Raw genomic sequence first — 12,532 nt, 5'->3', positions numbered from 1 at the left:
AATTGGTTGCGGGAGCCGGATTTGAACCGACGACCTTCGGGTTATGAGCCCGACGAGCTACCAGGCTGCTCCATCCCGCGTCCGGATGACTTCATTGAGAAGTTAAGCCACAACAGTTTTAATTCGTGTTGCAAGAATTGGTTTCGGGAGCCTGTATTTAGTATAAGCGAACCGACGACCTTGTTTTTGGCTTGTCTTAATTGGTTGCGGGAGCCGGATTTGAACCGACGACCTTCGGGTTATGAGCCCGACGAGCTACCAGGCTGCTCCATCCCGCGTCCGGATGACTTCATTGAGAAGTTAAGCCACAACAGTTTTAATTCGTGTTGTAAGAATCTAAGCTTTTAACTATCCAGAATTGGTTGCGGGAGCCGGATTTGAACCGACGACCTTCGGGTTATGAGCCCGACGAGCTACCAGGCTGCTCCATCCCGCGCCAGATAATTCTCGGTAGTGTTTTAGCACTGCCTTGAAAGCGAGGCGTATGATAGAGATAGCGAATTAATAATGCAAGCGCTTTTCTTGTTTTTTTTACTGTTTGCAGGATTATTGGACAGTTTTTTGCTTATCCCCGCTATTTTGTTGAATAAAGCACCAGAGGTCGGTTGACAAAGCAGCACACCTTGCTGCTGGCAACGTTTTACTATCAAAATATTTGTAATTTTCCATCTAAATCATTGAGTGAGTTAATTTGGTCGATCAAACCGGATAGTTCAAGGATTATAGTTTAAGTATAGCTATGTTATTTTTGCTTATAAGATCATTCGTTATCTAGCTAGTAGCCAAACGGCTTCTTATTTATTACTGGTCAAGCATGCACATTGGGTCGGAATGAGTATATAATCCACGCCATTATTTTATTTGGACTTATAGTCAAATTATCATGTATCAATTTTTAGCCCTTACTTCGCCAGGCATTGAAAGCTTATTGGCTGAAGAGTTGGCAACGATCGGCGCACAAGCTATTCAACAAAAGCCTGAAGGCGTTTATTTTACTGGCAATTTAGCGCTAGGCTACAAAGTGTGCCTGTGGACTCGATTAGCAAGCCGAGTGTTGTTGCAGATCGCAAGTGCACCAGGACAAGACAAAGAGCAGTTATTTACTGCAGCGGCCACTATTGATTGGTCAGATATTTTTAGCAGCGACCAATATTTTGCCATCGATTTTGTTGGCAAAAGTCAAAGTATACGCAATAGCCAATTTGGTGCATTAACAGTAAAAGATGCGATTGTTGATCATTTTAGAGATAAAGGTTTAGCCAGACCTAATGTTGATAAGTCGTCACCCGATATTCGCTTTCAAGCGCGTTTATTAAAAGGCGAGATCGCGTTTTATTTGGACTTTTCTGGTCGTGGCTTATTTCAACGCGGTTATCGTAAAGACTCAGGTGCGGCACCATTAAAAGAAAACTTGGCAGCAGCGCTAGTGATGCGCTCTGGTTGGTTAGCTGATACCAGCAAACCTTTGGTTGATCCTATGTGTGGTTCTGGCACTTTGTTAATCGAAGCGGCAGCGATGGCGTATAAACAAGCACCTGGTATTGATCGCGAAAGCTGGGGCTTTAGCCAATGGCTTGGACACGATCAAGGTGTCTGGCAGCAGGTGTTTGATGATGCTGTGGCGCAATCAAGGGAAAACAAGTCTAAACAAAATCAGTTAAAACAAAGGAGCGAAGGGACAACACTTAAACTCTTTGGCAGTGATTTAGACAGCCGAGTTGTCAAAACCGCCCAGTACAATGCGCGACAAGCTGGCTTTGCCCAAGATATCGACTTTCAGTGTCGCGACGCTAATAAACTCACTAATCGGTATGCCGAGTTAGGTGAAGGTACGTTGTTATTTAACCCGCCTTATGGTGAACGCATTGGTGAGCTACCAGAACTTGTTGAAACCTTTGCCTTGCTTGGCGGTATCGTTAAACAGCAGTTTATCGGTTGGCGGTTGGCGATTTTTACCGCCAGTGTTGAACTATTGAGCTTGTTAAAGTTAGCAAGCTTTAAGCGTTACAAGTTAAAAAATGGTCCGCTTGATTGTCAGTTGGCCTTGTACAACCTAGATGAAAAACAGTCAGCGAAAGACAAAGCCAACGGTCAAGCACTTGATTTATCCGGTCAAGATTCGGCATTTGCTAACCGCTTGAAAAAGAACATCAAGGCGTTAAAGTCATGGATTAAAAGTGAAAACATTGATTGTTATCGCCTATACGACGCCGATATTCCGGAATACAACGTTGCGGTTGATGTTTATCAAGACCATCTGATTATTCAGGAATACGCCGCGCCAGCAAATATCCCGCCAGAGAAAACGGCGAAAAGGTTGCAAGAAGTCATCTTTTGGGCGCCAAAAGTATTGGCGATTGATACCGCAAAAGTGGTGTTAAAAACCCGACAAAAACAAAAAGGCAGCAGCCAGTATCAACAGCTTGCTAAAAGCAAACAAGCGTTAGTGGTTAACGAGTACGGCGCAAAACTAAAGGTTAATCTATGGGATTATTTGGACACTGGCTTGTTTCTCGATCACCGAAAAACTCGTCAAATTGTCGCCAAAAAGGCCAACAATAAGCGCTTTTTAAACCTATTTGCATATACCGGCTCGGTATCGGTACAAGCTGCGTTGCGGGGTGCTAGTCATGTTACTACCGTTGATATGTCGAATACTTATTTGCAGTGGGCACAAGAGAATTTTGCTTTAAACAAGTTGGTGGGTTCGCAGTACCAGTTTGTGCAAGATAATTGCTTAGCCTGGCTAAAACAGCAGGGGCAGTTAGAGCAACAGCCTTATCAGTTAATTTTCATTGATCCGCCGACGTTCTCAAACTCGAAGCGCATGGAAGACAGTTTTGATGTTCAGCGCGATCATTTAACGCTGCTCGCTGATGCCGAAAAGCTATTGGCTGAAGATGGCGAAATTGTCTTTACCAATAACAAGCGCAACTTCAAAATTGATGTTGATGGCTTGGCCGAATTAGGCTTAAAGGTGCAAAATATTTCGGATCAGACCCGAGATCGCGACTTTAAACGCAACATTCATATCCACAATAGTTGGCTAGTAACGAGAATATAATGTCGAGACCGCCACTGTTTTATTTATACAGCTCTGAGGGCTGCCACCTTTGTGAACAAGCTTGGCAGCTTTGCTTAGCGCTTGGTATTAGTAACGAGGTTACTGTAGTCGATATTGTTAATAATGACGATAGCGAACAATTGGTAGAGCGTTACGGTATTCGCATTCCGGTGATAAAAAAGTTAGCTGACCAAAGTGAGTTAGGCTGGCCATTTGATATTGAACAACTACAAGAGTTTGTTAATGGAATTAATTCGAATTAGCCAAGGCGAGTTAGCGTTTGGTGAAGGTAAAATTTTAGACAAAGCAGATGTCCGCATTTTTCAAGGCGAACGCGTTTGTTTGGTTGGCCGCAATGGCGCTGGTAAGTCATCATTGCTAAAAGTATTGATGGGCAAGCAAAACCTCGACGACGGTCAGCTGATTTTCTCAAATAACATTCGTTTAGCGATGCTAGAGCAAGATCCGCCAGAGTCTTGTCCGATGTCGGTATTTGATTATGTTGCCCAAGGTGTTGCCGATAACGCTGAGCTACTTCAGCAATATCATCACTTGGTGACAGAGGTTGCCGAAGACCCAAGTGAAAGCAACTTAACTGAACTTGCCGATGTTCAACACAAGCTTGAACAAGCCAATGCTTGGCAAGACGAACAGCGCATTGAGCAAATTTTAACGAAACTCTCACTCAACGCTGACCAGCTCATCAGTGACTTATCAGGTGGCTGGTTGCGCAAACTGGCACTGGCGAAAGCACTGGTCACCAACCCAGATGTGTTGCTACTTGACGAACCCACTAACCACTTGGATATCAGCAGCGTATTATGGCTTGAGCAGTTTTTAAAAGAATTTAGTGGCACGATTATTTTTATTAGTCATGACCGGGCGTTCATTCGCAGGCTCTCGAGTCGAATTCTGGATTTGGACCGCGGTCAATTAACCAGTTACCCGGGTGATTACGACAAATACGTTGAGCAAAAACAACACGATTTACAGGTTGAAGCGCAGCAAAATGCTTTGTTTGATAAAAAGCTTGCTGAAGAAGAAGCTTGGATTAGACAGGGAATTAAAGCCCGCCGTACCCGCAACGAAGGCCGGGTTCGAGCGCTAGAGAGGCTAAGAGTTGAACGCCAACAGCGTCGAGATTTAAACCACCAAGGCGATATGACCATTGCCAGTGGTGAACGTTCCGGCAAGTTAGTTTTTGAAGCACAGCAAATGGTGATGAGTTTTGCCGACAAAACGGTAATAAATCACCTCGATTTGCTTATTTCTCGTGGCGACCGCTTAGCCTTGATAGGTGCTAACGGCACTGGTAAATCGACACTGATTAAGCTATTGATGGAACAGCTTAAACCAAGTGGCGGTAAGATTCGGGTTGGCGTTAATCTAGATATTGCTTATTTCGACCAACACCGCGAACAACTGGACTTAGATAAAACGGTACAAGATACTGTTGCTGACGGCAAACAAGAGGTCATGATCAACGGTCGTAGTCGTCATGTCTTAGGTTATCTGCAAGATTTTTTATTTAGTCCTAAACGGGCTCGTACGCCAGTGAGAGCACTTTCTGGTGGTGAGAAAAACCGCTTGTTATTAGCGCGTTTGTTTTTGCGTCCGAGCAATTTGTTAATTCTCGATGAGCCAACCAATGATCTCGATATTGAAACGCTAGAGCTCTTGGAAGAAGTTGTTGCTAATTATCAAGGTACAGTGATTTTGGTTAGTCATGACCGCGATTTTGTCAATAACTGTGTAAGTAGCTGTTTATACTTCGACGGTAGTGGCCACATTGAGCAAATAGTTGGTGGTTACGATGACGTTGACGCTTATCTAGAACGAAAAGCATCGCAAGCAAAAGCATTAGAAGAGCACGACAAAAAACTTAAAGCGCAAACAGTATCCGTCGATAATCAAAATGGTGATAGTAGTAACAAAGTTAAACAACAAAACGCTAACAATCCCACTAAGAAAAAGTTATCTTATAAGGAAGTACGCGAGTTAGAAGCTTTACCTGGACAGATAGATGCGTTAGAAGAGCAAATTGCCGACCTTCAAGAACAAGTCAATCAACCAGACTTTTTTACCCAAGAGGTTGAAGTCACCCAGAATATTTTGAACCAGTTGCAAGATGCTGAGTCAAAGCTCGAAGCCGCCTTTGATCGCTGGCAAGAATTAGATAATTAGTTTTACACAAAAATTAACAACGAATTAAGTAAACACATATAAAGTGATAGCAATAAGAGCTAAGTAGTTTCAATGAGCAAATTTGTAAAATCTGTTGTGGCACTGACAGTAAGTAGTGCATTAGCCTGTTCATTCGCGCAAGCGGCAAGGTATAACTTGGTAGAAATAGGCGAAGTTTCAAATCATGAATTTAGTTTTGGTCAACATATAAACGCACGTGGTAGTGTCTTTTCAACAGATCAAACATACAATCTACCTATTCAGTTTGATCAACTTACTGAAGCAAATTACAACGCTATCGAGGTGTTAGCTAGAAATACAAACCAATCTGTTTTTGATCTGAATGATATAGAAGATTCTGCAGCATTGAGGGCTGGTAACCCAACAGCAAATGATTTTGCCTGGGTTGTTCGTTGGCTTCAAACCGATCCCAATACAGATAATGTTGGAGTTCAACAGTTGCTTGATATTAGTTCTTATGTCGACTTAGGCTCTGGAGCTACTGAATTTAATGGTTTTGATGCTCTCATTCCCAATACTCAAACATTATCTCGTTCAACCAGAACTTTTGTTAACGATGTTAATAGTCAAGGCTGGCTGCTGGGTAATGGCAGTGCGCCGTATTTGCCTCTCGATTATACTTTCACCGATAGTACTCAAGACCCAGCTGTAACCACAACCACTCGCTTTTGGCTCAGAGCTTTTGTCGATAAAGCTTTTGTATCGATTGATGGCGGCACTAACGTATCGAGCATAGATGCACCAGAGGTGACCTTTGGTGGGCAGTCAGGTATTTTAGGTGCCACAAATAATACTGCTGTTGGTTATGCCAGTACTGCAATTTCTTCTATTCGAAGAACCAACATCGATAATTGTATTTCTGCCAATATAATTCGTTTAAGTACAGATAGCGATGGCGATGGAACCAATGATCCATTATTAGACAGCGAAGGAAATGCCGTCAAACGTCGCCCCGATGAAGTGTGTTTTCATTTGAATCGCACGGCACTATATGAAATATCTGCTTATCAATGGCAGTTTGACGACAATGGACAAGTTGTAAGTGCTACAAATTTAGGTCGGTTGGTAACACCAAACTCTGAAGACAATCGCGTCTTTGAAGCTTATGCTACGGCGGTAAACAGTCAGGGAATTGCAGTTGGTCATGCCCACAATTGGCGCGATGAAAATGTCACAGAACCATCGGCCAATCAGAGTTTTGCATTTTATCCTACTTTGTATCGAAATGGCACAGCTATAGAAATTCCGTTATCACACAGCGAGTTTATTGACGGCCGTATGTTTGATATTAACAACAGTGGTATTGCTGTAGGGCAAACAGGCTTTTTCGTTAATGGTGTTCGTCGTGATCGGTTTATCTATGTTGATACTAACGCAAGTGAGTTATCCCCAGTATTACCTGATACCTTTTTTAGTGGTGCTGGAAGCACTGCAAGAGCAATTAATGATAATGGTTTAATTGTTGGCGACGCGGATTTTGAAAACTTAAATGGTAATACTCTAAGACGTCGTCGAGGCTTTCTGTTCAATACTAACGATAATAGTTTCACGGACTTAAATACGTTTTTGTCTTGTCAGCAAAGAACGAACTATATTATCAATGAAGTTAGAGATATCGATGAAAGTAATCGCATTATTGCGACCGCAATAGTTAAAGTTCCACGTCGAGACGCTAAAGGAGAGTTAGTCACAGATGCCAGTGGTAATCAGCTAACAGAAGACGTATTTCGCGCTGTAAGACTTGATCCTGTAGATGGAGAAATTGAAGATTGTTCAACTGCGGGTAACGGTGAAGGTAGCGTTGAAGAGAGAACTGAGCGTAAAGGAGCAACAGCCGGCTTAATAAGTACTATTGGTTTAGCTCTATTGACAGTGGTTCGTATTAGACGTAGAAAGTAATAAGCTAATTGATTGATAGAAAAGAAAAAGCGGCTAATGCCGCTTTTTTATTTTAGAGGTCAAAGTGAAGTTTATTTAATTTAGAACGACGAAGTGTCGGTAAATAAACCTACTTTTAAATCTGTTGCGGTGTAAATAACACGACCATCAACAGAAACTGTACCGTCTGCGATACCCATAAATAATTTGCGTTTGATGACGCGCTTCATTTGGATGTTATAAGTCACTTTTTTCGCCGTTGGTAATATTTGTCCGGTGAACTTTACTTCACCAACACCTAAAGCACGGCCACGACCTGGACCACCTGACCAACCTAAATGAAAACCGACTAACTGCCACATTGCGTCGAGGCCTAAACAACCTGGCATTACTGGGTCGCCCTTAAAGTGACAATCGAAAAACCATAAATCTGGAGTAATATCTAATTCAGCAACAATTTCACCCTTGCCAAACTCACCGCCGTCGTCATTAATGAGGTTGATGCGATCCATCATCAACATATTATCTGATGGTAGTTTACTGTTTTCTGGTCCGAACATTTCGCCGGTACCAGCTTTGATAAGATCTTCTTTTGAAAATGAATTTTTTTGTTCCATGGGTGCTTCTTTAATGGGAGTAAAAATACCACGCTACTTTAGCGAACACTTGTACACTAAACAACTCTGAACAGTTAAATAATTGCTTTTTTTATGGTTATGCGTAACCATGTTATCGTTAATTACGTCGATTAAATCATATTTTGAGTAGTGAAATGACAGATAATATAGAAGAAACAGAGAAAAAGCCGTTTACCAATGCTGAAAAGCAAAAGCGTTATCGAGAAAGACAAAAACTTAAGGGGATGAAAGAAACACGTGGCTATTTATCACCAGAAGCGCTGAAGTGCTATCAACTCATCGCTGAACAAACCAATTGGTCGGACAGTGTAATTTTGAGTAATGCGGTTAGATTAACTTATGCGGCCTACAAAAATGGTCAAATTGGTTTGTTAAACAAATGGCTTCAGCAACACAAGTTGTAGTATTGAATAAACATTCAACAAACGAGTTGAGAAAAATTGAAATGGCTTGTTTTGGCGTCTTTTTAACGATATATTCAAGCTCATAAGAAAAATTTCGTATTTTTGATATTCTGCAAATTAAATCAATTAGATACTTTAATTTAATTGAGTTTAATTATCTTGTTTTATGCGTGGCTTAGCGACTTGTATAAGCACTAACAAATGATAAACGCAAAAACTAAACCATTAAAAATTAAAATGGCGAATAAATAAAATAAGCATTAGGGCGCATCCAGTGATAAATATTTTGTTAGTTGATGATCATGAACTTGTTCGTACCGGCATAAGGAAGATTCTGGATGACGTAAAAGGCTTTAAAGTAGTGGGGGAAGCCGAAACGGGTGAAGAAGCAGTGCAGTTTTGTCGCAAATCTGAACCGAATGTTGTGCTGATGGACATGAATATGCCTGGTATCGGTGGTCTTGAAGCAACGAAAAAAATTATTCGCAATCACCCTGACACAAAAGTGATTGTCTTAACTGTTCATAGTGAAGATCCAATTCCGACCAAAGTCATGCAAATTGGCGCTGCGGCATACCTTACAAAAGGGGCTGCGCCAACCGAAATGGTCAATGCAATTAAAACGGTTAACAGTGGTCAACGCTATTTGACGCCTGAAATTGCTCAGCAAATGGCACTTAATCAACTCAAGAGTAAAGAAGAGAATCCTTTTCAAAGCTTATCTGAACGCGAATTACAGATTATGATGATGATCACTCGCGGCGAACGAGTGCCAAATATTTCAGAACAATTAATGCTGAGTTCAAAAACCATTAATGCTTATCGTTATCGAATGTTTGAAAAGCTTGGTATTAGCAATGATGTTGAGCTAACCCACTTAGCAATACGACATGGTATGATAAAAACTGAATCACTGTAGTTTTACACTATGTTTAGTAGTTAGTATCTTATAAGTCTTATCACCTTGTTAAATTCCTTTGATCATCAAGCGTTTCTTGCGGCGGTTAGTCAACAGCCGGGCGTTTATCGCATGTACGATGATCAGCAGGTGGTTATCTATGTCGGTAAAGCAAAAAACCTCAAAAAGCGCCTCGCCAGTTATTTTCGCAAAGACGTAGGTAGCAACAAAACCAGAGCCTTGGTTAAACAAATTGCCGCGATTGACGTCACAGTAACGCACACTGAAACCGAAGCCCTGTTGCTTGAAAATAACTACATTAAGCAATACCAGCCTAAGTACAACATTTTGTTGCGGGATGACAAATCTTATCCTTACTTGTTGATCACCGCCCATAAACATCCCAAGCTTGGCGCGCATCGCGGTGGCAAAAAAGTGAAAGGCGATTATTTTGGTCCATTTACTACCGTGGGTGCGGTCTGGGAAAGCTTGCGGTTAATGCAAAAACTCTTTCCAATTCGTCAGTGTGAAGACAGTTATTATCGCGCTCGCAGCCGACCTTGTTTACAGCATCAATTAGGTCGATGCTCAGCACCTTGTGTTGGCAAAATTTCTGATCAGGAATACCAAGAGCAGGTTAGTTTTGCCAAATTGTTTTTGAAAGGTAAAAGCTCTCAAGTGGTCGACAATTTAGTGACCAAAATGGAGCAAGCCAGTGCTGAGTTGGCTTTTGAACGAGCGGCTAAATATCGAGACCAAATCGCTACTTTGCGAAAAGTTCAGCAACAACAGTTTGTTAGTGGTATTGCCTCTGAGCTTGACGTGATTGGTTTATATCGCCAAGGTAGCCAAGCATGTTTGCACCTACTGTTTATTCGAGACCACAAAATACTCGGCAGTAAGAGTTATTTTCCTAGCGTACCTGCCGAAACGACCGATCAAGAAATTGTCCAGGCCTTTGTTGGTCAACATTATTTATCCGATGCGGTTGAACAGGGCAATATTCCTAAACAAATTGTCATGCCGTCAGCACTGGACGATAGCGAGATGTTGACCCAATTATTGTCAGAAAAAGCAGGCTATGACGTTAAGCTCTCGTGGCAGGTCAAAACAGAGCGTACGCAATACCTGAAATTAGCACAAACCAATGCCGAGCAAGCGCTTAGTTCTAAAAATAGCCATAAAGAATCAATGCAAGCGCGTTTTGCAGCATTGGCTGAAGTCTTTGAACTACCTCAAGGGTTAACGCGGCTTGAGTGTTTTGACATTAGTCATACCATGGGGCAACAAACCATAGCGTCATGTGTTGTTTTTAATACCGATGGACCGTTAAAAAGTGATTATCGTCGCTATAATGTTCACGGTATTACGCCAGGTGATGATTACGCGGCCATGAGTTTTGCGCTCAACAAGCGTTATAGCAAAGTTAGCAGTAAAGTGAGTAGCAAGGTTTCAGACAATGCTGAGCAGGAAAAAATGCCTGACATTGTCTTTATCGATGGTGGCAAGGGGCAATTGGCACGGGCGGAAGCTTTTTTTGCTAAGCTCAACTTACCCAAAACGCCTTTATTGGTGGGCGTTGCGAAAGGGGAGTCGCGTAAACCGGGTTTAGAAACGCTCATTTTAGCGGGTAGTCATCAACTAATTTCATTGCCAGCGACATCATCAGCACTTCACTTGGTGCAACACATTCGCGACGAATCTCACCGTTTTGCTATTGCCGGACATCGCGCTAAGCGCCAAAAGCAAAGCAAGAGTTCAACCCTTGAGCAAATCCCGGGTATTGGTGCGAAAAAGCGCCAAGCTTTATTAAAATACCTCGGAGGTTTGCAAGAAGTCCAAAACGCAGATTTTGCGACACTAATGACGGTACCTGGCATTAGTAAAAACTTAGCCCAAGTCATTTATGACGCTTTGCACGAAAGTTAATACTCTCGCATTTAAAGGCCGTTTAGGTATAAAATGCAATAAAATGTTTATTGCAGCAGTACTATGTGGACTATTCCCAACCAAATAACCTTATTTCGAATCATTTTAATTCCCGTATTCTTAGTTGTTTTTTATTTACCTGTCTCTTGGCACAACTTTGGCGCAGCCTTTATTTTTTGGTTGGCATCAATCAGTGACGCGCTAGATGGCTATTTAGCTCGTCGCTTAAAACAATCTACGCCTTTTGGTGCTTTTATTGATCCTGTCGCAGATAAATTAATGGTAGTGTCGGCATTGGTAGTTATTGTTGAGGACTATCAATCATGGTGGATAGCCGTGCCGGCGCTGATTATGATCGCTCGTGAAATTATTATTAGTGCTTTGCGTGAATTTATGTCTTCACGTGGTAAACGGGATGTTGTCGCCGTTTCTTGGTTAGGAAAATATAAAACGGCTGCTCAAATGTTAGCGTTAATAGGGTTAATTTGGCAGCCGAGCTACGACATTCCATTAATTTTGTTTGAATTTCCTCATCAAATTTTAATGTTTGCTGCTTATGGCTTTTATTTTATTGCCACCGTACTAACTTGTTGGTCGATGATTGAGTATTTTAAAGCCGCTTGGCCTGAATTAACTGCCAAGAACAGTGGTTGATTATCAACCATAAAATCGTCTGAACTACTTGGATTTGTTAAAAAATCCATCACATTAGACGCTTTTTGAGCACTTGAAATATTTTTGAAATTTAATTGTTGACTCAAGTGATTTTCAATGTAGAATGCGTCCCCAGTTGACAGGGAGTCAATTGGAAAAGCGGCTGTAGCTCAGTTGGTAGAGCATCACGTTGCCAACGTGAATGTCACGAGTTCGAGTCTCGTTAGCCGCTCCAATCTCTTTTAGAGATATTCATGGAATACTACCTACTCGTAGTGAAATTGGCGGGTTGGCAGAGTGGCTATGCAGCGGATTGCAAATCCGTGGACCTCGGTTCGACTCCGGGACCCGCCTCCACTTTGCCCGGGTGGTGGAATTGGTAGACACAAGGGATTTAAAATCCCTCGCTGGTAACAGCGTGCCGGTTCAAGTCCGGCCCCGGGTACCATTTCACTGTGGCGTTAGGTTGTATCAAGAAATACTATGCGCTAAAATGCGCAATCCAAATATTAAGCGGCTGTAGCTCAGTTGGTAGAGCATCACGTTGCCAACGTGAATGTCACGAGTTCGAGTCTCGTTAGCCGCTCCAATATTTCGCTGAAAAGCAAGATTTAAAAACTTATATTAAGCGGCTGTAGCTCAGTTGGTAGAGCATCACGTTGCCAACGTGAATGTCACGAGTTCGAGTCTCGTTAGCCGCTCCAAGTTTTAATCTGTTATGTCAGCAAGTAAGTGACCAATACTTACTATAAAAAATATTACCCTATGCCCGGGTGGTGGAATTGGTAGACACAAGGGATTTAAAATCCCTCGCTGGTAACAGCGTGCCGGTTCAAGTCCGGCCCCGGGTACCATTTGGTAA

At 42.1% G+C, this 12,532-nt stretch carries 9 protein-coding genes and 9 tRNA genes; 14 read left to right on the top strand and 4 right to left on the bottom strand.

Translation table 11 applies throughout. The features are described 5' to 3' along the window. Nucleotides 1–3: 3 nt before the first annotated feature. The 3 genes from J7384_RS19010 to J7384_RS19000 form a co-directional block, all read right to left on the bottom strand. Nucleotides 4–80, bottom strand: a tRNA-Met gene (locus J7384_RS19010). 121 nt (nt 81–201) lie between these two features. Continuing rightward, nucleotides 202–278, bottom strand: a tRNA-Met gene (locus J7384_RS19005). 81 nt (nt 279–359) lie between these two features. Then, nucleotides 360–436 (bottom strand) — tRNA-Met (locus J7384_RS19000). Nucleotides 437–883: 447 nt separating this feature from the next. Here J7384_RS19000 and rlmKL point away from each other — a divergent pair. The 4 genes from rlmKL (at nt 884) to J7384_RS18980 (ending at nt 7,168) form a co-directional block, all read left to right on the top strand. After that, nucleotides 884–3,064 carry a bifunctional 23S rRNA (guanine(2069)-N(7))-methyltransferase RlmK/23S rRNA (guanine(2445)-N(2))-methyltransferase RlmL gene (gene rlmKL / locus J7384_RS18995; protein WP_209116121.1) on the top strand — a complete coding sequence of 727 codons (2,181 nt, stop codon included), beginning with the start codon at nt 884–886 and terminating at the stop codon, nt 3,062–3,064. Then, nucleotides 3,064–3,327, top strand: coding sequence for a glutaredoxin family protein (locus J7384_RS18990; RefSeq protein WP_247741859.1), 264 nt, complete (start codon nt 3,064–3,066; stop codon nt 3,325–3,327). Before rlmKL ends, J7384_RS18990 begins: the two co-directional genes overlap by 1 nt. Beyond that, the gene (locus J7384_RS18985; protein ID WP_209116120.1) at nt 3,308–5,248 is read left to right on the top strand and encodes an ABC transporter ATP-binding protein; all 1,941 of its coding nucleotides are present in this window, start codon (nt 3,308–3,310) and stop codon (nt 5,246–5,248) included. The genes J7384_RS18990 and J7384_RS18985 overlap by 20 nt, the downstream gene beginning before the upstream one ends. Before the next feature lie 72 nt (nt 5,249–5,320). Continuing rightward, nucleotides 5,321–7,168 carry a DUF3466 family protein gene (locus J7384_RS18980; protein WP_209116119.1) on the top strand — a complete coding sequence of 616 codons (1,848 nt, stop codon included), beginning with the start codon at nt 5,321–5,323 and terminating at the stop codon, nt 7,166–7,168. An 80-nt stretch (nt 7,169–7,248) separates the two neighbouring features. Here the strand turns inward: J7384_RS18980 and fabA are convergent, their stop codons facing one another. After that, a complete protein-coding gene (gene fabA / locus J7384_RS18975; protein ID WP_209116118.1) occupies nt 7,249–7,764 on the bottom strand; it encodes a 3-hydroxyacyl-[acyl-carrier-protein] dehydratase FabA in 516 nt (171 codons plus the stop codon). A gap of 155 nt (nt 7,765–7,919) precedes the next feature. On the opposite strand from fabA, the gene J7384_RS18970 reads away from it, so the two are divergent. The 10 genes from J7384_RS18970 to J7384_RS18925 all read left to right on the top strand — a co-directional run bounded on the left by J7384_RS18970 (nt 7,920) and on the right by J7384_RS18925 (nt 12,524). After that, complete coding sequence (locus tag J7384_RS18970; RefSeq protein WP_209116117.1) at nt 7,920–8,189, top strand: hypothetical protein; 270 nt, start codon at nt 7,920–7,922, stop codon at nt 8,187–8,189. A 274-nt stretch (nt 8,190–8,463) separates the two neighbouring features. After that, nucleotides 8,464–9,108, top strand: a complete 645-nt coding sequence (gene uvrY, locus J7384_RS18965; RefSeq protein WP_209116116.1) for a UvrY/SirA/GacA family response regulator transcription factor — start codon at nt 8,464–8,466, stop codon at nt 9,106–9,108. 45 nt (nt 9,109–9,153) lie between these two features. Continuing rightward, on the top strand, nt 9,154–11,016 hold the full coding sequence (uvrC, locus tag J7384_RS18960) for an excinuclease ABC subunit UvrC (RefSeq protein ID WP_209116115.1): 1,863 nt from the start codon (nt 9,154–9,156) through the stop codon (nt 11,014–11,016). A gap of 63 nt (nt 11,017–11,079) precedes the next feature. Beyond that, on the top strand, nt 11,080–11,670 hold the full coding sequence (pgsA, locus tag J7384_RS18955) for a CDP-diacylglycerol--glycerol-3-phosphate 3-phosphatidyltransferase (protein ID WP_209116114.1): 591 nt from the start codon (nt 11,080–11,082) through the stop codon (nt 11,668–11,670). Nucleotides 11,671–11,829: 159 nt separating this feature from the next. After that, a tRNA-Gly gene (locus tag J7384_RS18950) sits at nt 11,830–11,905 on the top strand. Between the two features lie 48 nt (nt 11,906–11,953). Next, nucleotides 11,954–12,027, top strand: a tRNA-Cys gene (locus J7384_RS18945). Between the two features lie 4 nt (nt 12,028–12,031). Continuing rightward, nucleotides 12,032–12,118: transfer RNA gene (locus J7384_RS18940), tRNA-Leu, on the top strand. Between the two features lie 65 nt (nt 12,119–12,183). Then, nucleotides 12,184–12,259: transfer RNA gene (locus J7384_RS18935), tRNA-Gly, on the top strand. Between the two features lie 39 nt (nt 12,260–12,298). Further along, nucleotides 12,299–12,374: transfer RNA gene (locus J7384_RS18930), tRNA-Gly, on the top strand. Between the two features lie 63 nt (nt 12,375–12,437). Continuing rightward, nucleotides 12,438–12,524, top strand: a tRNA-Leu gene (locus J7384_RS18925). Nucleotides 12,525–12,532 lie beyond the last annotated feature (8 nt).

It is taken from the genome of Endozoicomonas sp. G2_1, from assembly GCF_017744155.1.
GTDB lineage: Bacteria > Pseudomonadota > Gammaproteobacteria > Enterobacterales > Alteromonadaceae > JAGHQT01.
This window is presented reverse-complemented; position numbering and strand designations above follow the sequence as displayed.

Coding starts and splice junctions, on each gene's coding strand:
- rlmKL (WP_209116121.1), top strand. CDS start 884: ATGTATCAATTTTTAGCCCTTACTTCGCCAGGCATTGAAAGCTTATTG.
- J7384_RS18990 (WP_247741859.1), top strand. CDS start 3,064: ATGTCGAGACCGCCACTGTTTTATTTATACAGCTCTGAGGGCTGCCAC.
- J7384_RS18985 (WP_209116120.1), top strand. CDS start 3,308: ATGGAATTAATTCGAATTAGCCAAGGCGAGTTAGCGTTTGGTGAAGGT.
- J7384_RS18980 (WP_209116119.1), top strand. CDS start 5,321: ATGAGCAAATTTGTAAAATCTGTTGTGGCACTGACAGTAAGTAGTGCA.
- fabA (WP_209116118.1), bottom strand. CDS start 7,764: ATGGAACAAAAAAATTCATTTTCAAAAGAAGATCTTATCAAAGCTGGT.
- J7384_RS18970 (WP_209116117.1), top strand. CDS start 7,920: ATGACAGATAATATAGAAGAAACAGAGAAAAAGCCGTTTACCAATGCT.
- pgsA (WP_209116114.1), top strand. CDS start 11,080: ATGTGGACTATTCCCAACCAAATAACCTTATTTCGAATCATTTTAATT.